The 25,004-nt window shown below is 72.5% G+C and carries 21 protein-coding genes; 12 read left to right on the forward strand and 9 right to left on the reverse strand.

Annotated elements, in window-relative coordinates; translation table 11 throughout:
- The first annotated feature begins 88 nt into the window (after positions 1-88).
- Together ACU6P3_RS08915 and ACU6P3_RS08920 are read left to right on the forward strand one after the other, a co-directional pair.
- The gene (locus ACU6P3_RS08915; RefSeq protein WP_352087131.1) at positions 89-508 is read left to right on the forward strand and encodes a CBS domain-containing protein; all 420 of its coding nucleotides are present in this window, start codon (positions 89-91) and stop codon (positions 506-508) included.
- Positions 509-848: 340 nt separating this feature from the next.
- Complete coding sequence (locus tag ACU6P3_RS08920) at positions 849-2,633, forward strand: NAD+ synthase (protein ID WP_447196652.1); 1,785 nt, start codon at positions 849-851, stop codon at positions 2,631-2,633.
- Positions 2,634-2,892: 259 nt separating this feature from the next.
- Here ACU6P3_RS08920 and ACU6P3_RS08925 read toward each other — a convergent pair whose 3' ends face one another.
- The 4 genes from ACU6P3_RS08925 to ACU6P3_RS08940 all read right to left on the reverse strand — a co-directional run bounded on the left by ACU6P3_RS08925 (position 2,893) and on the right by ACU6P3_RS08940 (position 8,287).
- A complete protein-coding gene (locus ACU6P3_RS08925) occupies positions 2,893-4,131 on the reverse strand; it encodes an MFS transporter (protein ID WP_447196653.1) in 1,239 nt (412 codons plus the stop codon).
- Positions 4,132-4,348: 217 nt separating this feature from the next.
- The gene (locus ACU6P3_RS08930; protein WP_447196654.1) at positions 4,349-5,383 is read right to left on the reverse strand and encodes an endonuclease/exonuclease/phosphatase family protein; all 1,035 of its coding nucleotides are present in this window, start codon (positions 5,381-5,383) and stop codon (positions 4,349-4,351) included.
- A gap of 327 nt (positions 5,384-5,710) precedes the next feature.
- On the reverse strand, positions 5,711-6,331 hold the full coding sequence (locus ACU6P3_RS08935) for a TetR/AcrR family transcriptional regulator (protein ID WP_447196655.1): 621 nt from the start codon (positions 6,329-6,331) through the stop codon (positions 5,711-5,713).
- Positions 6,332-6,658: 327 nt separating this feature from the next.
- On the reverse strand, positions 6,659-8,287 hold the full coding sequence (locus tag ACU6P3_RS08940) for an MFS transporter (protein WP_447196656.1): 1,629 nt from the start codon (positions 8,285-8,287) through the stop codon (positions 6,659-6,661).
- 255 nt (positions 8,288-8,542) lie between these two features.
- On the opposite strand from ACU6P3_RS08940, the gene panB reads away from it, so the two are divergent.
- From panB to ACU6P3_RS08955, 3 genes are all read left to right on the forward strand, one after another.
- Positions 8,543-9,556 (forward strand): 3-methyl-2-oxobutanoate hydroxymethyltransferase, encoded by a 1,014-nt coding sequence (gene panB / locus ACU6P3_RS08945; RefSeq protein WP_447196657.1) that lies wholly within the window; start codon positions 8,543-8,545, stop codon positions 9,554-9,556.
- 344 nt (positions 9,557-9,900) lie between these two features.
- Complete coding sequence (locus ACU6P3_RS08950) at positions 9,901-10,938, forward strand: efflux ABC transporter ATPase subunit, DrrA-related (protein WP_447197815.1); 1,038 nt, start codon at positions 9,901-9,903, stop codon at positions 10,936-10,938.
- Positions 10,935-11,825: an ABC transporter permease gene (locus ACU6P3_RS08955; RefSeq protein WP_447196658.1), complete on the forward strand. Its 891-nt coding sequence runs from the start codon at positions 10,935-10,937 to the stop codon at positions 11,823-11,825. The genes ACU6P3_RS08950 and ACU6P3_RS08955 overlap by 4 nt, the downstream gene beginning before the upstream one ends.
- On the opposite strand, the gene ACU6P3_RS08960 is transcribed toward ACU6P3_RS08955, so the two are convergent.
- The gene (locus ACU6P3_RS08960) at positions 11,773-15,783 is read right to left on the reverse strand and encodes an AfsR/SARP family transcriptional regulator (protein ID WP_447196659.1); all 4,011 of its coding nucleotides are present in this window, start codon (positions 15,781-15,783) and stop codon (positions 11,773-11,775) included. The two genes, ACU6P3_RS08955 and ACU6P3_RS08960, sit on opposite strands and share 53 nt — an antisense overlap.
- 222 nt (positions 15,784-16,005) lie before the next feature.
- Between ACU6P3_RS08960 and ACU6P3_RS08965 the strand changes: the two genes are divergently transcribed.
- Positions 16,006-16,809, forward strand: coding sequence for a site-2 protease family protein (locus ACU6P3_RS08965; protein ID WP_447196660.1), 804 nt, complete (start codon positions 16,006-16,008; stop codon positions 16,807-16,809).
- Positions 16,810-17,126: 317 nt separating this feature from the next.
- Here ACU6P3_RS08965 and ACU6P3_RS08970 read toward each other — a convergent pair whose 3' ends face one another.
- On the reverse strand, positions 17,127-17,429 hold the full coding sequence (locus tag ACU6P3_RS08970) for a helix-turn-helix domain-containing protein (RefSeq protein ID WP_447196661.1): 303 nt from the start codon (positions 17,427-17,429) through the stop codon (positions 17,127-17,129).
- Between the two features lie 65 nt (positions 17,430-17,494).
- Between ACU6P3_RS08970 and map (ACU6P3_RS08975) the strand changes: the two genes are divergently transcribed.
- On the forward strand, positions 17,495-18,262 hold the full coding sequence (map, locus tag ACU6P3_RS08975) for a type I methionyl aminopeptidase (protein WP_447196662.1): 768 nt from the start codon (positions 17,495-17,497) through the stop codon (positions 18,260-18,262).
- Between the two features lie 134 nt (positions 18,263-18,396).
- Here map (ACU6P3_RS08975) and ACU6P3_RS08980 read toward each other — a convergent pair whose 3' ends face one another.
- Both ACU6P3_RS08980 and npdG read right to left on the reverse strand, forming a co-directional pair.
- Positions 18,397-18,594: a hypothetical protein gene (locus tag ACU6P3_RS08980; RefSeq protein WP_234314732.1), complete on the reverse strand. Its 198-nt coding sequence runs from the start codon at positions 18,592-18,594 to the stop codon at positions 18,397-18,399.
- 143 nt (positions 18,595-18,737) lie between these two features.
- Positions 18,738-19,496, reverse strand: coding sequence for an NADPH-dependent F420 reductase (gene npdG, locus ACU6P3_RS08985; protein ID WP_447196663.1), 759 nt, complete (start codon positions 19,494-19,496; stop codon positions 18,738-18,740).
- Positions 19,497-19,597: 101 nt separating this feature from the next.
- On the opposite strand from npdG, the gene ACU6P3_RS08990 reads away from it, so the two are divergent.
- Both ACU6P3_RS08990 and ACU6P3_RS08995 read left to right on the forward strand, forming a co-directional pair.
- Positions 19,598-20,311 (forward strand): hypothetical protein, encoded by a 714-nt coding sequence (locus ACU6P3_RS08990; protein WP_447196664.1) that lies wholly within the window; start codon positions 19,598-19,600, stop codon positions 20,309-20,311.
- A 99-nt stretch (positions 20,312-20,410) separates the two neighbouring features.
- The gene (locus tag ACU6P3_RS08995; RefSeq protein WP_447196665.1) at positions 20,411-21,706 is read left to right on the forward strand and encodes an MFS transporter; all 1,296 of its coding nucleotides are present in this window, start codon (positions 20,411-20,413) and stop codon (positions 21,704-21,706) included.
- 194 nt (positions 21,707-21,900) lie between these two features.
- Here the strand turns inward: ACU6P3_RS08995 and ACU6P3_RS09000 are convergent, their stop codons facing one another.
- A complete protein-coding gene (locus ACU6P3_RS09000) occupies positions 21,901-22,134 on the reverse strand; it encodes a hypothetical protein (protein ID WP_447196666.1) in 234 nt (77 codons plus the stop codon).
- Positions 22,135-22,204: 70 nt separating this feature from the next.
- On the opposite strand from ACU6P3_RS09000, the gene map (ACU6P3_RS09005) reads away from it, so the two are divergent.
- The 3 genes from map (ACU6P3_RS09005) (at position 22,205) to ACU6P3_RS09015 (ending at position 24,861) form a co-directional block, all read left to right on the forward strand.
- The gene (map, locus tag ACU6P3_RS09005; RefSeq protein WP_030746406.1) at positions 22,205-23,062 is read left to right on the forward strand and encodes a type I methionyl aminopeptidase; all 858 of its coding nucleotides are present in this window, start codon (positions 22,205-22,207) and stop codon (positions 23,060-23,062) included.
- 230 nt (positions 23,063-23,292) lie between these two features.
- On the forward strand, positions 23,293-23,964 hold the full coding sequence (locus ACU6P3_RS09010) for a biliverdin-producing heme oxygenase (protein ID WP_447196667.1): 672 nt from the start codon (positions 23,293-23,295) through the stop codon (positions 23,962-23,964).
- Positions 23,965-24,075: 111 nt separating this feature from the next.
- Positions 24,076-24,861, forward strand: coding sequence for a FadR/GntR family transcriptional regulator (locus ACU6P3_RS09015; RefSeq protein ID WP_447196668.1), 786 nt, complete (start codon positions 24,076-24,078; stop codon positions 24,859-24,861).
- The last annotated feature ends 143 nt before the right edge of the window (positions 24,862-25,004 follow it).

Raw genomic sequence — 25,004 nt, forward strand, 5'->3', positions numbered from 1 at the left:
GGTCGCGCCGTCCGAACGGGTGCAAGATGATGGTTCTGCTCGGGGGTGGACTCCATGAACACGGCCCTGATGAGGAGGCTCGATCTCCATGACCACCGCCAAAGACATCATGCACCCCGGCGCCCAGTGGCTCCCCGCGCACGAGACCCTCGACCGGGCCGCCCAGATGATGCGCGAGATGAACGTGGGCGCGCTCCCCATCGCCGACTCGAACGAACGGCTGATGGGCATACTCACCGACCGTGACATCGTGGTCGGCTGTGTGGCCATGGGCCACGACCCGGCGCAGACCACGGCCGGCGAGATGGCACACGGCACGCCCCGCTGGATCGACGCGAGCGCCGACATCGAGGAAGTGCTGCGGGAGATGCAGAGCCACCAGATACGCCGGCTGCCCGTGATCGAGAAGAAGCGTCTCATCGGCATGATCAGCGAGGCCGACCTGGCGCGCCACCTCTCCGAACCACAGCTCGCGACGTGGGTGGAGAAGGTCTACGCACACGGCTGAGGTCTGCTCACACATGACCGGGGCAGCATCGCGGGAGCAAGGCGTGAGCGCCGAGCGCGCGGCGGCCGGCCCGGCCGGGAGCCGCACGGTACGGCCCGGTGCGCCGACGTTCCCGGCGTTCGGGCGTTCCGGCGTTCCGGCGTTGCGACGTCCGGCAGGCCCCCGGCCAGGCACGGCCTTGTCGGCCTCGGCGCGATCGGTCGGTCTCGGGCCCCGCACGCCCCGTCGGACCCCGGCCGTAGGGCCCGGCGCCAGAGCGCCGGGCCCGGCCACGCCCGAGTGAAGCGCCCCACAGCTCCGCCCCGGTACATCGTGTCAGACAGACGATTACACTGGCCGGGTGCCTCAACTACGTCTCGCCCTGAATCAGATCGACTCGACCGTCGGTGATCTCACCGCGAACGCCGAGGCGATCGTCCACTGGACCCGGCACGCCGCCGCCCAGGGAGCGCATGTCGTCGCGTTCCCCGAGATGGCGCTGACCGGCTACCCCGTCGAGGATCTCGCGCTGCGGTCCTCCTTCGTCGAGGCGTCCCGGGCCGCCGTGCGCGCGCTCGCGGTACGGCTCGAACAGGAGGGGTTCGGGGAGCTGCCGGTCGTCGTCGGCTACCTCGACCGCGCGGAGAAGGCCGAGGACCGCGTCGGGCAGCCCGTCGGCGCCCCGCGCAACGCCGCGGCAGTCCTGCACCGCGGTGAGGTCGTCCTGAACTTCGCCAAGCACCACCTGCCGAACTACGGCGTCTTCGACGAGTTCCGCTACTTCGTCCCCGGCGACACCATGCCCGTCGTCCGCGTCCACGGCGTCGACATCGCCCTCGCCATCTGCGAGGACCTCTGGCAGGACGGCGGGCGGGTGCCCGCCGCCCGGTCCGCGGGGGCCGGGCTGCTGCTCTCCGTCAACGCCTCGCCGTACGAGCGTGAGAAGGACGACACCCGCCTGGAGCTGGTGCGCAAGCGTGCACAGGAGGCGGGCTGCACCACCGCGTATCTGGCGATGATCGGCGGGCAGGACGAGCTGGTCTTCGACGGCGACTCGATCGTGGTCGACAAGGACGGCGAGGTCGTGGCGCGGGCGCCGCAGTTCGCCGAGGGCTGTGTGGTCCTGGACCTGGACCTGCCCGCCGGCGAGCCCGCGCCGCCCGGTGCGCGCAGGGGCGCCGCCGACGGCCGGGTGGTGGACGACGGGCTGCGGATCGACCACGTCATCCTGTCCGAGGACCCGCTCCCGCCGTACGAGCCGGAGCTGTCCGGCGGCTACGCCGACCGCCTGGAGGACGACGAGGAGGTGTACTCGGCGCTGGTCGTCGGCCTGCGCGCGTACGCCGCGAAGAACGGTTTCCGCTCCGTCCTGATCGGGCTCTCCGGCGGTATCGACTCCGCGCTCGTCGCCGCCATCGCCTGCGACGCGCTGGGCGCGGCGAACGTGTACGGCGTGTCCATGCCGTCCAAGTACTCCTCGGAGCACTCCAAGGACGACGCGGCCGAGCTGGCCCGCCGCACCGGTCTGAACTTCCGTACGGTGTCGATCGAGCCGATGTTCGACGCGTATATGGGTTCGCTGGAGCTCACCGGGCTCTCCGAGGAGAACCTCCAGTCACGGCTGCGCGGCACGCTGCTGATGGCCATCTCCAACCAGGAGGGCCAGATCGTGCTGGCCCCCGGCAACAAGTCCGAGCTGGCGGTGGGCTATTCGACGCTGTACGGGGACTCCGTCGGCGCGTACGGACCGATCAAGGACGTCTACAAGACGTGGATCTTCCGGCTCGCCCGGTGGCGCAACCGCGCGGCCGAGGAGCGCGGCCAGACCCCGCCGATCCCGGAGAACTCGATCTCCAAGCCGCCGAGCGCCGAGCTGCGCCCGGGGCAGGTGGACACGGACTCGCTGCCCGACTACGACGTCCTGGACCGGATCCTGGAGCTGTACGTGGACCGCGACCAGGGCAAGGACGCGATCGTGGCGGCGGGCTACGACGACGAAACGGTCACGCGGACGCTGCGGATGGTGGACACGGCGGAGTACAAGCGGCGCCAGTACCCGCCGGGGACGAAGATCTCGGCGAAGGGCTTCGGCAAGGACCGTCGCCTGCCGATCACCAACCACTGGCGCGAGACGCCCCGCGGCTGACACGCCGGGCCCCGGGTGCGGGCCGGCCCGGGCCACCGCACCGGGCCACCGCACCGGACTGTCGCCCCCACGGGCCCGCCCAACGCGACCACTGACGCAAGAGACCGGGTGCAGCGGCCCCGCGCGTGGCCCGGCGGATCGCGGAGGCAGCCGGCCCGCCGGGGGCAAGGGCTCCGGGCCGACGCGCGGTCACGCCGCCCTCAGCAGCACCCCGCACGCGCCCGCGCTGCCCGCGACAGCGCCCCGGCGGTGCCCTCCGTCAACGCGTCCGCGTCGTCGACTCCGCCTCCGTCTCCGTGCCCGTCTCCGCCTGCGCGCTGCCCGAGGCGACGATGCGGGACTTCTCCGCCGTCGTGTCCCGCCGGTCCAACAGGCCCGCCGTCGCCGCGATCGACAGGCCGACCAGTGCCAGCACCGCGCCCACGAGGGCGGGGGACATCCAGCCCCAGCCCGCCGAGATCGCCACACCGCCGACCCACGCGCCACCCGCGTTGGCCAGGTTGAACGCCGAGTGGTTGGAGGCCGAGGCCAGCGTCGGGGCGTCCTTCGCCTTGCGCATGACCAGCATCTGGAGCGGGGTGGTGGTCATGAATCCGACCGCGCCCAGCACCACCACCGTCACCAGCGCCGCCCACTGCACGTGCACGGTGAAGCGGAAGGCGACCAGGACCACGGCGAGGGCGCCCAGCGACGCGTACAGCGTGGGCCGCAGCGCCCGGTCGGTCAGCGGGCCCGCGACCAGCGCGCCCAGCGTCATCCCGATCCCGAACAGCGCCAGGACCAGCGTGACGGACGACTCGCCGAAGCCCATCACCTCGGTGGTGATCGAGGCCAGGTAGGAGTACACGGCGAACACCCCGGCGAAGCCGAAGACCGCGGTCACCAGGCCGAGCAGCACCTGGCGGTGGCCCAGGGCGCGCATCTCGCGGCCGACGTTCTGGTGCGACTCGACGGGGACGTACGGCACGAGCCGGGCCAGCGACGCCAGCGCGGCCAGCCCGATCAGGGTCACGACCAGGAAGGTGGCCCGCCAGCCCAGGTGCTGGCCGAGCAGCGTGGCGGCCGGGACACCGACGATGTTGGCGACGGTCAGGCCGAGGAACATCGTCGCCACGGCCCGCGCCTGCCGGCCCTCGTTCACCAGCCGCGCGGCGACGACCGCGCCGACGCCGAAGAACGCGCCGTGCGGCAGGCCCGCCAGTACCCGCCCCGCCAGCAGCCAGCCGAAGCCGGGCGCGAGCGCGGAGGCGAGGTTGCCGACGATGAAGAGCCCCATCAGCGACAGGAGCATCTTCTTGCGCGGCACACGGGAGCCGACGGCGGTGAGCAGCGGGGCGCCGATGACGACGCCGATCGCGTAGGCGGAGACCAGATAGCCCGCGGTGGGTACGGACGTGCCCAGATCGTCGGCGACGTTGGGCAGCAGGCCCATCATCACGAACTCGGTGGTGCCGATGCCGAAGGCGCTCACAGCAAGCGCGAGCAGGGCCAGGGGCATGAAAACAGAACCTTTCCGCAGTAAGACTTCCGGGAGGACCGGGGAGGATCCGGAGAAGCCGGAGAGGAGGGGAACGAGTATGTACCTCCCCGGAACAAACCCTCTCAGGCGGATTGTTCCTGCGGGTTAACACGGGATTGCGACGGAGCTGTCGAACACGTCACATCCACCACGCGGCGATCTTCCTCCCCGCGGCCGGGGCCCGTGCCCGGCCGCGTCAGCCCAGTTCCACCCGTGCCGCTATCGGCAGATGGTCACTGTCGGTCTCCGGCAGCGTCCACGACGACTTCGGCTCGATGCCCTTCACCATGATCTGGTCGATCCGCGCCATCGGGAACGACGCCGGCCAGCTGAATCCGTGGCCGTGCCCCGCGGCGCCCTGCGTCGAGCGCATCTGGGCGGTGATCGCGGTGAGTGAACGGTCGTTCATCGTGCCGTTCAGGTCGCCGAGCAGGACCACCCGGCGCAGCCGCTCGTGACCGATCGCCTCGCCCAGCGCGTCGGCGCTCTTGTCCCGCTGGTTGGCGGTGAACCCGGCGTGCAGCTTGACCCGTACGGAGGGCAGGTGTGCCACGTAGACGGCGACCGGGCCCTTCGGGGTGGTGACCGTGGAGCGCATGGCGCGGACCCAGCCCAGCCGGATGTCCACCGGCTCGGTGCCGCTCAGCGGGTACTTGCTCCAGAGGCCGACCGTGCCCTGCACGGAGTGGTACCGGTACGTCCCGGCCAGCGCTTTCTCGTACGTCGGCACGGCACCGTTGGGCAGTTCCTGGAGCGCGACGACGTCCACGCCCGAGGCCGCGATCTCGCGCGCGGTACGGGTCGGGTCGGGGTTGTCCGCGTTGACGTTGTGCGTGGCGACGGTGAGGTCCCCGGCGCCCTTCGAGTCGTCGGTCTTGTCGGTCAGCAGCCCGCCGAAGGAATTCACCCAGACCACGGCGGGCAGCAGCAGCGCGATCAGGGCGGTGGCGGAGCGCCGTACGAGCCCCAGGATCAGGATCAGGGGGATGACCACCCCGAACCACGGCAGGAACGTCTCGACCAGACTGCCCAGGTTGCCGATGGTGTTCGGGATGCTCGCGTGCAGGAGCATCAACAGGCCGAACAGTACGGCGAACAGCGCGAGGACGATGCCGCGCCGCCAGATTCCCCGGCTTCGGCGCAGGCGGTCGAGCAGGGATCTGACGCGGGATCCGCCGGGAGGCTCCTCGCTGTCGGCCGTCACCGATCGTTCGGTGTATTCCTGCGTCATGTCCGCTGCCCTCACTGCCTTGCTCTGCACGCCCGCCCCTGACCCTAGGCGATGTTCGGGCCCCGCTCGCGCCGCTTCGGCGCGGCCGTACCGCGACGGAGACCACAGGTGCCGGTCGGAGAGCTCCGATCATGGACGACGGGCCCTGCGGTGTGACAGAACACGCACGGGGACGGCGGGAGTTTCGCTTCCCGTACTCCCCTACTTCCCGTACTTCCGTACTTCCCGTACTTCCGTACTTCCTGTATTCCCCGCGCCTCCCGTACTTCCCGACTTCCCGTACGGAAGCGAGGCCGGGGGTTCGGGCCGCCCTGGCCGCGTTCGGGTTCAGCCGCGCGGGCCCAGTCCTTGGAGTACCGCCGTGATGATCTGTTCGCCGAGATCCTCGTCCAGCGACCTGTCGGACCCGTGCAGGGTGCGCAGGAGCATGGGGCCGATCAGAAGGTCGCTCATCAGCTCCGCGTCGAGATCGTCACGGAGTTCGCCGGCGGCGACCGCGCGCCGGATCAGGTCGAGCGTGGCCGCGCGCCGAGGGCCGACGATCTTCGTGTGGTACTCCTCCCAGAGCTTCGGCCGGCTCTTCATCTGCACGATGACGTTGTGCAGCAGGGTGGAGGAGCGCTGGGCCACCCCGCGCCTGCGCATCCGCTCCAGCATGACGGCCAGGTCGCCGAGCGCCGAGACTCCCGGCAGGTCCGGCTCGGGAGGTTCCATCTCCCGCAGCACGTCCACGAAGAGCTCCTCCTTGCCCTGCCAGCGACGGTAGATGGTGGCCTTGCCGACCCCGGCCGTACGGGCGATGCGCTCGATGGAGAGGGAACCCAGCGGAACACCGTCCTCCAGCAGCTCGACGACCGCGTCCAGGATCGCCCGCTCGGCGGCCTCACTGCGCGGCCTGCCCCGCCGGTGCTCCGTGTCCCGCCCGCACTCGCGACGCTGATCCCGCACGTGTCCTCCGCCTCTCACCACGGCCGTTCGTCCCACGGCCGATTGTCGTACACGGCTCAGCCGCGCGTCCGGGGCCGCCGCACAGTGCCCGACCCTCCGTCCGCCCGGCCCGTCCGTCCGCCCGGCCCGTCCGTCGCCCGGCCCCTCCGTCTCGTACACGCCCGCCGGTCACGCACACCACGATCCGCCCACGCACGACAGCCGCCCGTACGGCCGTGTCATGGCCGTACGGGTGGCTGCGCCTTTCAGCGAGGCCGGGGGCCGCCGGGGCCAGGGGCCGCCGGGGCCGGGGGCCGCCGGGCCCGGCGCGCGTCAGCCCGTCGCGCGTCAGCCCCGGACCGCGGGCTCCCGGGTGGCCGCCGCGCCGTCCGCACCGCCGTCCGGAGTCCGCCGCGCGGCCCGCGGCCGGCCCGGCAGGAACAGCGCGACCACCACCGCGCCGATCAGCGCCACGCCGGCCGAGCAGAGGGCCGTCACGTGCATGGCGTCGAGGAACGCGTCGTACGCCGAGCCGATCAGCGGCCGGCCCGCCGGGCCGAGCTCCCGGGCGGCACCGAGGGTCGCCTCGATGGACTCCCCCGCCGCGTCCCGCGCGCCGGCCGGGACCGCGCCCAGGTGTCCCTCGATCCCGCCCCGGTACACCGCGGACAGCACGGAGCCCAGGACCGCGACCCCCAGCGCACCGCCCACCTGGCGGAAGGTGTTGTTGATCGCCGAGCCGGAGCCCGCCTTCTCGCGCGGCAGCGCCTGCATGACCGCGACGGTCACCGGCGGCATGATGTGGGCCATTCCCGTGCCCTGGACGAAGAAGACGACACACAGCACCCAGACGGGTGTGTCCCTGTCGAACAGGGCGAAGGCCGCCAGCCCGGCGCCCACCAGCACCAGTCCCGCCGTGCACACGGCCCGGGCCCCGAACCGCTCCACCACCAGCCTGGCCCGGGGCGCGAAGACCATCTGGGCCGCGGCGAGGGGCAGGATCAGCAGGCCGGCCTGGAGCGCGCTGTAACCGCGCACGCTCTGGAGGTAGAAGGCCGAGAAGAACGTCACCCCCATCAGCGCGAAGAAGACCAGCGCGACGGCGGCGACGGCGGCCGCGAAGGCGGGCTTCCTGAAATACGTGACGTCGAGGGCGGGATGGCTGCTGCGCTTCTCGTGCCGGACGAAGCCCGCCAGGACGGCCAGGCCGCCCAGCAGCGGTGCGAGCACGGTCACATCGGTGAAGTCGGCCAGTTCACCGCCGCGGATGATCCCGTACACGAGCAGGACGAGGCCGATGACGGAGAGCACGACACCGAACGGGTCGATGCGGCCCGGCGCGGGGTCCTTGGACTCCGGCACCAGCACCACCATCGCGATCAGCGCGACGACGACCACGGGGACGTTGACCAGGAAGATGGACCCCCACCAGAAGTGTTCGAGCAGCAGGCCGCCGGTGATGGGCCCGATGGCGATGCCGAGGCCGACGCTGCCGGCCCATACCCCTATGGCCTTGGGCTGTTCCCCGCGCTCGAAGACGTTCATCAGGACGGCCAGCGTGGCCGGCATCACGAAGGCCGCGCCGAAGCCCATCAGAGCGCGGTAACCGATCAGTTCGGCCGGCGATCCGGAGGCGGCGGCCAGCGCGGACGCGGCGCCGAAGACGAAGGTGCCGAAGAGCAGCACCTTCTTGCGCCCGATCCGGTCACCGAGGAGGCCGGAGGTGAACAGCAGACCGGCGAAGACGAGCGTGTAGGAGTTGATCGCCCACTCCAACTCGCTCTGGGTGGCACCGAGACCGGTGGGCGCGGGGGCGGCGATGGTCCTCACCGCGACGTTCAGGATCGAGTTGTCCAGCACCACGATGAGCAGGCTGAACATGAGCACGCCGAGGATGGCCCAGCGGCGGCGGTGGACGGCTTCGGGGACACGGGGCACGGCGGGGCGACCGTCGGCCGGGGGTGTGGCTGTGGACATGACGTAGAGACTAGAGGTGTTTCGATACGGAACCGTCTCGTATCGGAATGCCTTGCGAACCTTTTACCGTGCGGCGGGTCCGGGGGCCCGCGGCCGTGCGCGACGTGCGGGCCGGTCGGGCCGGTCGGGCCGGTCGGGGGCGTCAGGCTGGGCGGGCCGGTCAGGGCCCTTTCGCCGGTGGTGCGGGGATGCCACCATGGACGTGGTCCGGGGACGCCGACAGGGCGCCTCGAGATGACGAAAGGGCCACGGGCCATGACTCTTCAGGCTGCGACGAAGCCGCCCGCGGACGCGGAAACCCCGACGGACGCCACCCACGCCACCGACACCTCCGGCACGACGGAGACCGCGCGGACCACGGACACGGCCCGTACAGCCGGTACGGCCGGTACAGCTGACGCGGCGAGTGGCGTCGGTACGGCCGATACGGCCAAGGCGAGGAACCCCAAGGCGCTGTACGGCGGCAGGACTTCGCGCCGTATCACCGTCCACGACATCGCCGCCGCCAAGGAGCGCGGCGAGAAGTGGCCGATGCTCACCGCCTACGACGCGATGACGGCGTCCGTCTTCGACGAGGCCGGCATCCCCGTCATGCTCGTCGGCGACTCGATGGGCAACTGCCACCTCGGGTACGAGACGACCGTGCCCGTGACCCTCGACGAGATGGCCATGCTCGCCGCCGCCGTGGTACGGGGCACCGAACGCGCCCTGATCGTCGGCGACCTCCCCTTCGGCTCGTACCAGGAAGGCCCGGTGCAGGCCCTGCGCAGCGCCACACGGCTGGTCAAGGACGCGGGCGTGGGCGCCGTCAAGCTGGAGGGCGGCGAGCGCTCGCACGGGCAGATCGAGTTGCTGGTCCAGTCCGGTATCCCGGTCATGGCCCACATCGGGCTCACCCCGCAGTCGGTCAACGCGATGGGCTACCGGGTGCAGGGCCGGGGCGAGGAGGCCGCCCAGCAGCTGCTGCGCGACGCCAAGGCGGTCCAGGACGCGGGGGCGTTCGCGGTGGTGCTCGAACTGGTGCCGGCGGAGCTCGCCGCAGAGGTGACCCGCGTCCTGCACATCCCGACCGTCGGGATCGGTGCCGGTCCGCAGACGGACGCGCAGGTGCTCGTGTACACGGACATGGTGGGGCTCACCGGCGGCAAGGTGCCGCGCTTCACGAAGCAGTACGCGAACCTCCGGCGGACGCTGGGCGACGCGGCGAAGGCGTTCGCCGAGGAGGTCGTGGACGGAACGTTCCCGCAGGAGGAGCACACCTTCCACTAGTGCCGCGACCGGCAAGGTTTGCCCGTCAAGGAGCGGCGTCCGGTGCGTGTGATCGCAAGGCGGTCAGAAGTCCATGTAGCGGAGCTACCTGGGCTTTTGGCCAACGCGGCGAGCGCGCGTGCCGGGCGTCGCGACGGGGCAAACGTTGCCGGGAGGGGCACTAGGTCCTCACCCGTAACGCCCCCTCCCGGCACTGCGCCCGGCCGGGCGGCACTCGTCGACGAGCCCCGGGCCGTCGACGAGTCACGGCCGTCGAGCGGACACGGCCCTGCCGGGCGTCTGCCGCCGGGTTGTCCACAGGCTGTCGGTGACCTGTCGGCGGATTGTCAGTGGCGGATGCTGTGATGGGGCACATGACGCGAATCGACAAGAAACCGGACGGCGGCCGCACGGGCCGTGCCGTAGAGGTGCGGGGGCTGGTCAAGCAGTACGGCGGGCCCCAGGGCACCCGGGCGCTCGACGGGGTGGACCTCGACGTGCGCGAGGGCACGGTCCTCGGTGTGCTCGGTCCGAACGGCGCCGGCAAGACGACGCTCGTCCGCATCCTCTCCACGCTCGTCCAGCCCGACGCCGGTACGGCCAGGGTCGCGGGGTACGACGTGCTGCGCCAGCCCCGCCAGCTGCGGCGCGTGATCGGTCTCACCGGTCAGTACGCCTCGGTCGACGAGAAGCTCTCCGGCCGGGAGAACCTCTACATGATCGGGCGGCTGCTCGATCTCTCCCGCAAGGAGTCCCGCCGCCGGGCGGACGAGCTGCTGGAGCGCTTCTCGCTCACCGAAGCCGCCAGGAAGCCCGCGGCCCAGTACTCCGGCGGGATGCGGCGCCGGCTCGACCTCGCCGCATCGATGATCGGCCGCCCGGCGGTCCTCTACCTGGACGAGCCGACGACGGGTCTCGACCCCCGTACACGCAACGAGGTCTGGGACGAGGTGCGGAGCATGGTGGCGGAGGGGGCCACCGTGCTGCTCACCACCCAGTACATGGAAGAGGCCGAGCAGTTGGCGAGCGAGCTGACCGTCATCGACCGGGGAAGGATCATCGCGGGCGGTGGGGTGGACGAGCTGAAGGCCAAGGTCGGCGGCCGCACGCTCCAGATACGCCCGACCGACCCGGCCGACCTGCCCGCGATGGCCCGCGCGGTCACCGAAACGGGGCTCGACGGCCTGTCCGGTGCTCAAGCGGTGCCCGAAGAAGGGCTGTTGTACGTGCCGATCCTCAGCGACGAACAACTGACCGCCGTCATCGGCCTGCTGGGCGAGCGCGGCCTCTCCATCGCCCACATAGGCACCCATCTGCCCAGCCTGGACGAGGTGTTCCTGGCCATCACCGGCCAGAAGACGGCCTCCGTGTCAGACACCGCACCCGAGGAGATCGCGGCATGAGCACGACCACACCTCCTTCCACTCCCTTCACTCCCGCCGCCGCCCCGGAGCGGACTCCCGCTCCCGGCCCCGGTGGCGGCGCCGACCCCGCCCCTGTCGGCGAGGGCCGGATCGGCCTGCGGTCCAACCTCCGCCACATCGGCGCGCTGGTCCGGCGCAACGCTCTCCAGATCAAGGCGGATCCGGAGTCGATGTTCGACGTCCTGCTGATGCCGATCATCTTCACCCTGCTGTTCGTCTACGTCTTCGGCGGTTCCGTGGGCCAGAGTCTGGGCGGCAGCCGGGAGGACTACGTGAACTACGTGGTGCCCGGACTGATGGCGATGATGGGCATGAACATCTCCATGGCCGTCGGCACGGGCATGAACGACGACTTCCGCAAGGGCGTCATGGACCGGTTCCGCACGATGCCGATCGCCCGGTCGTCGGTCCTGATAGCCAAGATCGTGGTCGAGATAGGCCGCATGCTCGTCGCCACGGCGATCCTGCTCGGCATGGGCTTCCTGCTCGGCATGGAGATAAAGACGTCGGTGGCGGAGCTGCTCGGCGCAGTCGGTCTGTCGGTGGCGTTCGGCGCCTCGCTGATGTGGGTCTTCATCCTGCTGGGTCTCACCATGAAGACGGCACAGGCCGTCCAGGGAGTGGCCATGCTCGTCCTGATGCCGTTGCAGTTCGGCTCGTCGATCTTCGCACCGCCGACCACGATGCCCGGCTGGCTGCAGACGTTCACGGACTACAACCCGTTGTCGAACCTGGCGGACGCGGCCCGGAACATGATCAACGGCGGGCCGGTCGCGCACTCGGTGTGGATGACGCTGGCGTGGGCGGCGGGCATCACGCTGGTGACGGCGCCGCTGGCGGTGGGCAAGTTCCGCAAGAAGTCCTGAGCCCGGCGTGGTCCGGATCCGCCGGTCCGAGCAGGGCGGCGGCTTCCTCCAGGGTGAGGCCGCCGCCCTCGGCGCGCGCCGTTTCGAACGCCTCGTCACTGAGGACGGCCCGCACGGTCGCGACGGCCCGTTCCCTGACGTGCCGTTCCATGTAGGTGCGGACGTGGCCGGTGGGCAGCAGCGCCTCGTGGGCACCGACCAGCCGGGCGGCGTCCCGCGCCCGGTCGGCGTCGCGCGCCCGGCCGGCACTCCGCGCGGGGCCGGCACTCCGCGCAGGGGCGGCGTCGCGCGCTCGGTCGGCGTCGCGCCCTCGGGCAGGGTCCCGTCTTCCGCCGGCGTCCTGCCCTCCGTCAGCGTCGCGGTCCTCGCGGAGACCGTCGCGGTCCTCGCGGAGACCGTCGCGGTCCTCGCGGAGGCCGGGGGCGGGCCGGTCGGCTGCCAGGCCGCCCAGGGCCCACGCGGCCGTCATCAGCTGGCCGACGGCCAGTTCCGGGGCGATCATCCGCGACAGCGGCGCCCGTGCTTGCGCGAGCGCCTCGCGGACGCCGGCCAGCGCCGTCGCGTACTGCCCCTCCTCACAGTCCAGCCAGGCGACGTGCCCCTTCATCATGCCGACGAAGAGAGCCAGCGTCTCGCCTCTGAACACCTCCAGCAACGTCCGCACGTGCTGCCTCGCCTCGGCCACGCGTCCCGTGCAACCCAGCCAGACCGTCAGGAAGAGGCGGGCGACGAGCAGGCTCTGATGGGCCTCGTCCCCCTCCTCCTCCAGCAGTTCCCGGATGAGGCGTTCGCCCTCCTCGCCCCGGCCCCTTTCGAACAGGGTCCCCGCCACCCGCGTCCGCAACAGGATGACCTGGCTGCGCGCCCCGAGCCCGTCCGCATGGCCGATGGCCGCCGCGTAGTCCTCCGCGGCGAGGGCGTGGTCGCCGCCGCGCTCCCTGGCCTCGCCCCGGGCGGAGAGCGCCTCCGCCGCGCCCCAGGCGTCGCCGAGCCGCTCATAGATCTCCAAACTGCGATCGGCGTCGCGGCCCGCGTCGCCGACCCGCATACGCCGGTTCGCCAGCACGTTCGCCCGGGCCTGCAGCGCACCGGCGAGCTCCCACTCGTACCCCAGTTCGGCGCAGGCGCGCACGGTCTCGTCCATGACGTGCCGCAGCAGTTCGTCGTCGCCGGTGAGCATCACCGCGTAGAGCCAGAGGCTTCCGGGGAACCGGCAGGTCTGCGGCAGGCCGGGCCGGTAGACCAGGACGACCGTGCGCAGCCATGCCCGCCGGGCGGGCGTGGTCCAGCCGTCCTCCTGGTGGTTCATGGTGGCCACTTCGATCAGCCGCACCTGGCGCCGGGCCTCCTGGAGCACGTCGGGCGCCAGGGGCGGCGGCGCGTCCGTACAGCGCGCCTCGATCGGTGGCGCGGGCTCGGCGGGCGAGGTGAACGGATCGGGGCCGAGCGCGCTCACGGCCAGCGCCCACTGACGGGCGTCGGCGCGCAGGTCCAGCATCTGCCAGAACCAGCCGAGGGAGAGGACGAGGCACAGTCCCTCCTGCTCGTTGTGGGCGGCCACGGCGCGGCGCAGCGCGGTCCGCAGGTTCTCGTACTCCAGCTGCAACCTTGTGAGCGCGGCGCGCTGGCCCCGGCCGCGCAGCAACGGGTCGGTGGTACGGGCGAGTTCGCGGTAGTGCACCAGATGGCGGTGGGCGGCGGCGGCCCGTTCACCCGACTCGTCAAGGCGCTCGGCGGCGTACTCGGCGACGGTCTCCAGGAGCCGGTAGCGCATCTCGCCGCCCGCCGAGGGGGTGGCCACGACGAGGGACTTGTCGATGAGCGAGCCCAGGAGCGCGGCGACGTCACGGTAGTCGACGGGGTCCGCGGTGCCGGAGCCCGCGGTGCCGAGGGTGTCCGGGGCGCTGACGGGATACGTCGGTTCGACGGGGCTTCCGACGCCGACGACCTCACCGGCATCGCTGGCCTCACCGGCATCGCTGACCTCACCGACCTCGACGGCCGCCGCCCGGTTCTCGTACGGCGGCGGCTCCTCCTCCCGGGCACCCGGCCCGGGGCCGGCCGAAGTGCCCGCCCGGGAGTCCCCTGCCGGGCTCGGCCACGAGTCCGCGCAGATGTTCTCGGCCGCGGTGAGGTCACAGCCGCCCGCGACGACGGAGAGCCGCCGCAGTACGGCGCGTTCCCGCGCGTCGAGCAGGTCCCAGGACCAGTCCACGACGGCCCGCAGGGTCTGCTGACGCGGCAGAACGGTCCTGCTTCCGCTGGTCAGCAGCCGGAAGCGGTCGTCGAGACGGTCCGCTATCTGACGCGGCGTCAGCATACGGAGCCGGGCGGCGGCCAGTTCGATGGCCAGTGGCAGCCCGTCCAGCCGACGGCAGATCTCCTCGACCGCGCCCGGGTCCGCGGCGGGCTCGAACCCCGGCCGCGCCGCCCGGCCCCGCTCCCCGAACAGCCGGTGTGCCGGGTCCGGTGGCAGCGGCTCCACGGGGCGTACGGTCTCGCCGGGCACCCCCAGCGGTTCCCTGCTGGTCGCCAGGACGGTCAGCCCCGGGCAGTGCGTGAGCAGTTCCTGGACGAGGTCGGCGGCACCCTGTACGACGTGTTCGCAGTTGTCGAGCAGCAGGATCATGCGGCGGCGCGCACAGTGTTCGACAAGCCGTGCGAGCGGATCGGCGGCATGCGGATCAACGGCACGCAGTTCTCCGGCCCCCGCGCCGCGCAGCACGGTCTGCCGCGCGCCGAGCGCCGCCAGTACGGCCTCCGGCACGGTCGCCGGGTCCTCCACGGGCGCCAGTTCCGCGAGCCATACCCCGTCCGGCCACCCGTCCGCGACCCGCTCGGCGGCCTCCTGCGAGAGTCGCGTCTTCCCGGCACCGCCGGGGCCGAGCAGTGTGACGAGCCGGGACCGCCCCAGATCGTCCCGGATGGCGTCGATGTCCGCCTCCCGCCCGACGAAACTGGTCAGCCGGGCACGGAGATTGCCCGGTGGCGGTACGGCCCCGGGCCCGGGGCCGCCGACGCCCGTACCGTCCGGGGGCACGGCACCGTCCGAGTCCGGGGCGCCGTCCCTGGGCACGACGCCGCCCGCGTTCAGGGCACCGTCCCGGGACACGGCACCGCCGGAGTCCAGGACACCGTGCGTACGCTCGGCACCCTTCGAGTCCGGGGCGCCGTCCGGGGGCGGGCCTCCGTCCCGGGCGGACCGCCCGGGACGGCCGCCGGGACCGTTCCCGCGGTCGCCGCCGTGGAGCAGGTCGGCGTGCAGCGCGCGCAGTTCAGGGCCGGGGCCCGTGCCGAGCCGGTCGGCCAGGGAACGCCGGACCTCCTCGTACACGGCCAGGGCCTCCGCCGGGCGGGCGGCGTCGCGCAAGGCCCGTACGCGCAAGGCATGGAGCCGCTCGTCCAGCGGGAACTCGTCGCACAGCGCGGCCAGTTCGGGCAGCGCCTCGTCCGCCCGGCCCAGCGCCAGCGCGGCGGTGAGCAGGGAGCGGCGGGCCTCCCCGCGACGGGTCTCCCAGCGTGCCGCCTCCGCCCCGCGGTCCGGCAGGTCGGCCAGCGCGGGCCCGGCCCACAGCCCGAGTGCCTCGTCGAGCAGCGCGGCCGCCTTCGCCGGATCGCCCTCCTCCAGCGCCCGCGCGCCCTCACCCGCGAGCCTGCCGAAGCGGTGGAGATCCACCTCGTCCTCGTCCGCGCAGAGCCGGTAGCCGCCGTCCGCCGAGACCACGACCCCCGGGCCGAGCGCCCGGCGCAACCGTCCGACCAGCGCCTGGAGGGCGCCGACCGCGTCGGCGGGCGGCTCGTCGGCCCAGACCTCGGCGACGAGCACACCGACCGGCACCGCGCGCCCGGCGCGCAGGGCGAGCACGGCGAGCAGCGCACGCAGCCGGGCGCCCCCGACGGCGGCCGGGGTGCCGTCGTCACGCAGGGCGCGGGTGGTGCCGAGGACGCGGTAGCGCATCCGCCCATTGTCCCCGACGTCGGACACGTGTTCACGCCGCCCTGCCGGACGCCGGCCCCGGCGCGGAGACTTTCGCGGCGCGGGGCCTTCCCCGGCGCGGGACCTTCCGCCGACTCGGGGACTTCCCCGGCGCGCGGGGCGGCGGCCCCCTTGTGACCGCACCATCGGCCCCCTCGTGACCGCACCATCGGCGTCCGACGGAGCCTCTTCTATCCTCGACGCATGACCACCGCATCCCTCCGCGCCGACAACCGGCGGATCAGCCCCGTCTTCCTGGGGATCGCCGCCGTCACGGCGGTCGCCGGGTGGGCCGTGTGGACGGACTTCGCGGCGAACGCCGGGATCGCCGTCTTCCTCTTCGTCACGGGCGCCTGGATCGTCTCGCTCTGTCTGCACGAGTACGCGCACGCCCGCAGCGCGCTGCACAGCGGCGACATCTCCATCGGCGCGAAGGGTTACCTGACACTCAACCCGCTGAAGTACACGCATGCGCTGCTGAGCATCGTGCTGCCCGTGATCTTCATGATCATGGGCGGTATCGGCCTGCCGGGCGGCGCGGTCTTCATCGAGCGGCACCGGATCCGCGGCCGCTGGCGGCACAGCCTGATCTCGGCGGCCGGGCCGCTGACGAACGTCCTTTTCGCGCTCGTGTGCACCGCGCCGTTCTGGCTCGGCGCCCTGGACGGCGTGCCCGCCGGCTTCCGCTACGCGCTCGGTTTCCTCGCGCTGCTCCAGGTCACGGCGGCGATCCTGAACTTCCTCCCGGTGCCCGGCCTCGACGGCTACGGCGTGCTGGAGCCCTGGCTGTCGCACAAGATCCGCCGCCAGGTCGAACCGCTCGCGCCCTTCGGTCTGCTCCTCGTCTTCATCGTCCTGTTCATCCCGGAGGTGAACGCGGCCTTCTTCGACGCGATCGACGCGATCCTGAGCGCGCTGGGCGTCAGGGACGTGGACTCCTACTGCGGCCAGAACCTCTTCCGCTTCTGGACCGACCGGAACGAGTACTTCTGCGGCCCGGTCGGCTAGCCGGCCAGTCGGCCGGCCGGGCCGCGTCGTCGCGGGTGGCCGCAGCCTCCCCCGGCGCGGACGCGGCACCGGTCACGCAGGGGACGCGACTACCGCGAGGGGCCCGCGTTCAGCGGGGGTGACTTTTCCGGCGCGCCTCGCGCGTGGGCACGCACCAACGCAACGTCCGTCCCCCTGCCGGCAGACCCACGTGGGCCCGCGGCCGCGCCTGGTGCGCACCGCCCTCCAGGGGGTGCCCGTTGCCTCGGCCGGGGCAGGGCCGACGAACGCCGGCCCTGCCGACCACCGAGCCCGGCCTCGCGGCTGCGGATGGAGACCTACGAGGTCAGCTGCCCGCGTACGTGACGCCCTGAGCCGACCGGCCCGACGCCGGGTTCGGGAAGGTTGATCTCGGCCCACACCGCGTCGAGGGAGAGCCCGAGGACATCGGCGATCGCCGCGATGGTCGGGAAGGCGGGGGTGGCCACGCGGCCCGACTCGATCTTCCGGAGGGTCTCCGGTGAGACACGTGCGTCGAGCGCGATATCGAGCATCGAGCGCTCTCCCCTGGCCCGCCGGAGGAGGGCGCCGAGGCGCTGTCCGCGTTCGACCTCTGCGGGAGTGAGCGGCAACCTGACCATGGCCCGATTCTAGTACCGGTATAGTATGGCCGGTATAGTTATTGGAAGCTGGAGAAGGACGTCGCGTGATCGAGATCCTGAACCCCACCCTGCTGACCCGGGCGAAAGACACAGGCGCTCTGGTCGCCGGCATCCTGCGGACACTGAAGAGCCGGAGCACGGTCGGCACGAACCTGCTGGACATCGACCGGTGGGCCAAGACCATGATCGTCGAGGCGGGAGCGCAGTCCTGCTACGTCGACTACGCGCCGTCCTTCGGACGCGGACCGTTCGGCCACTACATCTGCACGGCCGTCAACGACGCCGTGCTCCACGGGCGTCCGCACGACTACACGCTCGCCGACGGCGATCTGCTGACGCTCGACCTCGCCGTCTCCAGAGGCGGAGTCGCCGCGGACGCGGCCATCAGCTTCATCGTGGGCGACGCGAAGCCCCCGGAGAGCGTCGCGATGATCAGTGCGACCGAACGCGCGCTGGCCGCGGGGATCGCCGCCGCCGGCCCCGGGGCCCGCGTCGGCGACATCTCCCATGCCATCGGTACGGTCCTCAGCGAGGCGGGGTACCCGATCAACACCGAGTTCGGGGGGCATGGCATCGGATCGACCATGCACCAGGACCCGCACGTGGCGAACACCGGACGGCCCGGCCGTGGATACAAACTGCGCCCCGGGCTGCTGCTCGCGCTGGAGCCGTGGGTCATGGCGGACACCGCCGAGCTCGTCACCGATGCCGACGGGTGGACGCTCCGAAGCGCGACAGGCTGCCGGACAGCCCACAGTGAGCACACGATCGCCATCACCGACGACGGAGCCGACATCCTCACCCTGCCGTAGCAGCCGCAGCGGCAGCCCCACGACCGGAGTCACACCTCGCTCCGTGCCGAGCGAAGGAGGGGCCGGCGCCCGGTGACGCGTCGGTCCGCGCGGGCACGCGTGTCCCGGGCGCCACCGCTCGCGGACGACGGCCGTCAGCCGGCGGCCCCGGCCCGCCGCTCGGACCGGGCCCGCCGCAGGTAGTACCAGGCCATGTTGGACGAGAGCCCGGTGAGCAGGACCCAGACGACGCCCAGCCAGTTGCTGCCCTGGACGAAGGAGACCACGGCCGCGACGGCGGCGAGGACGCAGACGGCGAAGGCGTACAGAGCGAGGCGCGGCAGGCGGGGCATGGGGGACGGCTCCTGTCGGGGGTGCCAGGGGGCGCGCCTGGGGGCGCTTCCCGGGCGGGGCGGACGTACGGTCCAGTGTCCCCCATGGCCCGTACCCGTCCGCACCCGCACTCGCCCGGACCGGGCGGCGTGCGGGAAACCCCTCAGACGTCCGTGACCCGCAGACCCGCGTGGGCCTTGTAACGCCGGTTCACCGAGATCAGGTTCGCCACCAGCGACTCCACCTGGTGCGCGTTGCGCAGCCGGCCGGCGAAGACCCCGCGCATCCCCGGGATGCGGGCCGCCAGCGCCTGCACGATGTCCGTATCGGCGCGGGCCTCGCCCAGCACCATCACATCGGTGTCGATCCGCTCGACGGCCGGGTCCTGGAGCAGCACCGCCGAGAGGTGGTGGAAGGCCGCGGTCACCCGCGACTCGGGCAGCAGCGCGGCCGCCTGTTCGGCGGCGCTGCCCTCCTCGGGGGTGATGGCGTACGCGCCCTTCTTGTCGAAGCCGAGCGGATTGACGCAGTCGACGACCAGCTTGCCCGCCAGTTCCCCCTTCAGGGCCTCGATGGTCTTGGCGTGCCCCTCCCACGGCACGGCGACGATGACCACGTCGCTGCTGCGCGCGCACTCGGCGTTCTCCAGTCCCTCGACGCCGTTGCCGAGTTCGGCCGCGGCCGTCCGCGCGCGCTCGGCGACCCGGGAACCGATGATCACTTTCTGTCCGGCCCTGGCCAGCCGGTAGGCGAGCCCTCGGCCCTGGTCGCCGGTACCGCCGAGGACGCCGACGACGAGCCCCGAGACGTCGGGGAGGTCCCAGGGGTCCTTGGCGGGAGCCTTCGCCGGAGCCTTCGCGGCGGTGTCAGGAGCGCCGGAAGCGGTGGGGGCGGTGCTGGGGGTGCTGTCCGCAGAAGTCATGGCCCGACCCTACGTCGCGGTGGCGCCGGACGGTCACGTACGGGTGAGCACGCCCCGGACCCGCCGCCGTCACGGGCCGGCCTGCGGCAGGATGCGGGCCCATGGATGCCGTACGCGTCGCGCTGCTGCGCGAGGTTCTGGCCGGGACGGAGTGGCCGGCGCTCACCCGCCGGTTCGCGGGGGTGCTGCGGTCCTCCGTCGTGCCGCAGGGGGGTGGCCTGCTGCTGGTGGGCACCCGGGAGTACGAGCCGTGGCACCTGGCCGCGCACCTGGTGGACGAGGCGGCGTGGTCGGGGCTGCCGGAGCTGAGCCCCACGCTGGTACGGCACCGGGTGCGCCCCGGGGACCCGGCGCACCTGGCCGTCGGACTCGGCCGGCTCGAAGGGGCGGGCCGTGGCGAGACGCTGCTCCTCGTGGCCCCGGACCGCCCGGACGGCGGCCTGCTGGAACGGGTGCACGACGCACGGCGCTCCGGGGCGCGGGTGCTGTCCCTGGACTGCGGGGACCCGGAGGTACGGGGGCTGGCGCACGAGGCGCTGTCGGTGACGCTGCCCGACAGAAACGATGTACGCGACGTACGCGATCTGCGCGACGAACACGACGGCGACAGCGGAGACGACAGCGGATACGTGAGCTACGGCACCGGGAGCTACGGCACCGACGCCGAGGGCGTGGACCTCGACACCGTGCAGCACCTGGTGAGCGCGGCGGCCGGAGAGAACAGCCTGCCCGGGGCACGGAGCCGCCGGCGCTTCCGCGACCGGCTGGCGCGGCTGGCGGATCAGCTGACGGCGCCGCCACCCGCACGCTGGTGACCGGGCCGGACCGGACCGGTCCCGGCAGGCCGGGGGGGCACGACTGGCGCGGCGAAACCCGGTTGCCCGGCCCACCCCGTCCGGAAATCATGGCTGGTCGTGGCTTCTCCTCTCGTCTCGCTCCTGCCGGACTTCTCCCCGTTCCGCTCCTCCCGGGACTTCCGGCTGCTCTGGGTGCAGGGGCTGGTGACGAACTTCGGCGGTTTCATGGCGATGATCGCCCTGCCGCTCCAGATCAAGGACCTCACCGGCTCCCCGCTCGCCGTCGGCGCGATGGGCGCGGTGGAGCTGGTGCCGCTGATCGTCTTCGGGCTGTACGGCGGCGCGCTCGCCGACGCCGTGGACCGGCGCAAGGTCATCCTGGGCACCGAGGCGGGGCTCGGGCTGCTCGCCGGCGTCCTGCTGCTGAACGCCCTGCTGCCGGAGCCGCTGCTCTGGCCGCTGTACCTCGTGGCCGCGGGGGTGTCCGCGCTCGCCGGGCTCCAGCGCCCGGCACTGGACTCGCTCATGGCCCGTATCGTGCCGCACGACCAGCTCACGGCCGCCGCCGCGCTGAACGCCGTGCGCTGGCAGATCGGCGCCATCGCGGGGCCCTCACTGGCGGGCGTGGTCGTCGCGTACGCCGGTCACGCGACCGCCTACGCGGTCACGATCCTCGGCTTCCTCGTCTCCGTACTGATGTGCCTGCGCCTGTCGGCCGCGCCCGCCGCGCACGACGCGGAGAAACCGTCACTGCGCTCCGTCGCCGAGGGCGCGCGGTACGCGTGGAGCAGACCGGTGCTGCTGGGGACGTACGCCGTCGACCTGGCCGCGATGTTCTTCGCCTTCCCGAACACGATCTTCCCGTTCCTCGCCGACGATCTGCACGCCGAGTGGGCGCTGGGGCTGATGTACGCGGCCGGGTCGGTCGGCTCGGTGGTCCTGAGCCTGACGAGTGGCTGGACCTCCCGGGTGCGGCGGCACGGCCTGCTCGTGGTGTTCGGCGCGGCGGGGTGGGGGCTGGCGATCACGGCCGCGGGGTGGTTCTCGGACGTCTGGGTCGTGCTGCTGTGCCTGGGGCTCGCGGGCGCCGGCGACATGCTGAGCGGTCTGGGCCGCTCCACCATCTGGAACCAGACCATCCCGGAGGAGCTGCGCGGCCGGCTCGCGGGCATCGAGGTGCTCTCGTACAGCGTCGGCCCCCAGCTCGGCCAGGTCCGCGCGGGCGCGGCGGCGGGCTGGACGGGCACCCGCCCGGCGATCTGGGGCGGGGGGCTGGCGTGCGTGGCGTCCGTGGGGCTGCTGGCGGCAATGCTGCCGAAGCTGCTGACGTACGACGCGACGACGGACGAGGACGCGCTGCGCCGCCGGGCCCAGCAGGAGGCCCGGAAGGAGGCGTCGACCCCGACGCCGTAGGCACGGCGCGTCCCAGCGCGCCCGGCCGACCCGGCCGGGCCCGGCGTCCCCCGGCCGGGCCCGGCCCGCCGCGTCCGGCCGACAGGCCCGGCCCGCGCCGCCGCCCGGCCCGGCCCCGCGTGTACCGGCCGGCCCGGCCCCGCGTACCGGCCGGCCCGGCCCCGCGTACCGGCCGGCCCGGGCCTTCCCGCCGCTCAGGCCGGACCCTCGCCCTCCCCCTTCGTCCCGTCGTCCCAGCGCGGGTCCGTCTCCCACTCCCTGTTGCGGTCCCGCGCCGTCTCCATCGCGTGGGACGCCTCCTCCCGGGTGGCGTACGGGCCGAAGCGGTCCGCCGCCCGGCATTCCGGGCCTTCCTCGACCGTCCGGTGCCGCAGGCAGTAGTACCACTCGCCCGGCTTGCCCACCGCGCGCTTCTTGAACAGGGCCATCGTCGGCTCCTCTCTCTCGCCGGTGCCTCTGGCGCCATCGTGCCCCACGGCGGCTGGTTAGACTCGCCGCATGTCTGGCCAGTCGCTGCTCGTACCGGGGAAGATCTCCCCCGCCCGTTCCGTACCCGCCAAGATCCGGCGCCCCGAATACGTCGGCAAACCCGGGCCCGCCCCGTACACCGGGCCGGAGGTCCAGTCCGCCGAGACGATCGAACTCATGCGGATCGCCGGGCGCATCGCCGCGCAGGCGATGGAGGAGGCCGCGAAGCACATCGCGCCGGGCGTGACCACGGACGAACTGGACCGGGTCGCGCACGAGTTCATGTGCGACCACGGGGCCTACCCCTCGACCCTCGGCTACCGCGGCTTCCCCAAGTCGCTGTGCACGTCCGTCAACGAGGTGATCTGCCACGGCATCCCGGACACCACGGTCCTGCGGGACGGCGACATCGTGAACCTCGACGTGACCGCCTACATCAACGGCGTCCACGGCGACAACAACGCCACCTACCTCTGCGGCGACGTGGACGAGGAGTCCCGACTCCTGGTGGAGCGGACCCGGGAGTCGCTGAACCGCGCCGTCAAGGCCGTCCGTCCCGGCCGCCAGATCAATGTCATCGGGCGCGTCATCGAGTCGTACGCCAAGCGCTTCGGCTACGGCGTCGTACGGGACTTCACCGGGCACGGCATCAACTCGTCGTTCCACTCCGGGCTGATCATCCCGCACTACGACAGCCCGCAGGCGACCACCGTCATGCGGCCCGGGATGACCTTCACCATCGAGCCCATGCTGACGCTCGGTACGTACGAACACGACATGTGGGACGACGGCTGGACCGTGGTGACCAAGGACCGCAAGCGCACGGCCCAGTTCGAACACACACTGGTGGTGACCGAGACGGGCGCGGACATCCTCACGCTGCCCTGACCGGGGTGTCTCGCGGGTCTCCCCGGACTCCTGGTTCGCTCGATTCCCCCGATTCCCCCGCTTCCCCGGTTGCCGCTGGGCGAGGCCCGGGTAGCGTTTTACCGACAGGACGTCGGGAACCATTGACTTAGGTAAGCCTAAGCCACGAGCATGAGTCCCGGTGGCAGCACCTGCCGCCGGGGCCGGGTTCGCCGTCGGCCCCCGTTCCCCTCGGCCCCCGGAGGCCCACCTTGGACGCCACAGCCGGCCCCGCCGCCACACCGTTCTCCACGCTCATCCGCGACGCCTCGCACGCGCAGCACACCGCGGCGGAGACCTCCCCGTTCATGAGCGACATGCTGCGCGGCCGGCTGGGGGTGGCCGCGTACACGCGCTACACCGAGCAGCTGTGGTTCGTCTACGACGCGCTGGAGAGCGCCGTCGACGCGCTGGCCGGGGATCCGGTGGCCGGGCCCTTCCTGCGGCCCGAGCTGGCCCGTACGCCCGAGCTGGCGCGCGACCTGGCCCATCTGCGCGGCCCCGACTGGCACGCGGGGCTCGAACCGCTGCCCGCGACCGCCGCGTACGCGGCACGGATCGAGGAGTGCGCGCGCACCTGGCCGGGCGGCTATGTGGCCCATCACTACACGCGCTACCTGGGCGACCTCTCCGGCGGCCAGATCATCCGCTCCACGGCGGAGAAGACCTGGGGCTTCGCGCGCAAGGGCGACGGGGTCCGCTTCTACGTCTTCGAGGGCATCGAGAATCCGGCGGCGTTCAAGCGGGACTACCGCGCACGGCTGGACGCGGTGGCGGCCGACGACTTGGAGAAGCAGCGGATCATCGACGAGTGCAAGCGGGCGTTCGACTTCAACGGGGCGGTCTTCCGCGAGCTGGGGTCACGGTTCCCGCTGAGCGCGTAACGCGTGCGACGTGCGCGATGTGCGCGATCCCGCGCACGGACGAGGTGCGGCCGGACCGGCGCGTGACCGACCGGACTCGGGAGCGCACGGCCCCCCTGTAAGCTGCTGACCATGGCGCCCACCACCTCTCCGCAGTCGGATCGTGGTGCACCCACCGCCCAGCGCGGACTCCTGACCGAACGCATCGCGCGCCAACTGGAGCACGACATCCGGTCCGGCGAGATCGCCGTCGGCACGAAACTGCCGTCCGAGCGTGAACTCGCCACCCGGTTCGGCGCCAGCCGGAACGTCGTGCGCGAGGTGCTGCGCCGCCTCGAGGCCCAGCACCTGATCGAGGTCGCCCCGGGCCGCGGGTCGTTCGTCCGGGAGCAGACGTCCGGGCAGGCGCGCAGCTACGACGCCCTGTACCGCGCCGGACGGCCCACTGTCCGGCAGCTCATCGAGGCACGCGTCCCGCTCGAGGTGGAGATCGTCCGGCTGGCGACGCAGCGCGCGACCCCGGCGGACATCTCGGCGATGCGGGCGGCCAGGGACGCCCTGGAAGCGGCCACCGACGTCGTCGCCAAGGCACAGGCGGACGTCGATTTCCACGAGGCCATCGCGGCGGCCAGCGGCAACCCCGTCCTGCGGATCATGCTGTCCTCGATCAGCGGCATGATGTTCGAGATGATGCTCCGCTCGAACTCCGATCCGTCGATCGGCGAGCCCGGCGTCCCGCACCACCCCGAGATCTTCGAGGCGATCGTGGCGCGCGACGTCGAGCTGGCCTGCGAGCGGATGCGGTCCCATCTGACGCTCGGGCTGCGCACCTACGGCGCCGATCTCGATGTCAGCGTGGACGCGATGGCGCGGCAGCACATCGAGGCGCTGCTCGGCGAGAACGGCGACCGGGGATAAGGCCGGAAAAGCCGGGGACGAAACCGGCGACGCACCGGGGATAGCGCCCTCCCATCACCCCGTGCCCCCGCACCCCCGTACCCCTCGCACCACCCCCGCGACCCGCACACCCTGCACCACCACGCTCAGTGACGCACCACCCG

The organism is Streptomyces hebeiensis (assembly GCF_052983195.1).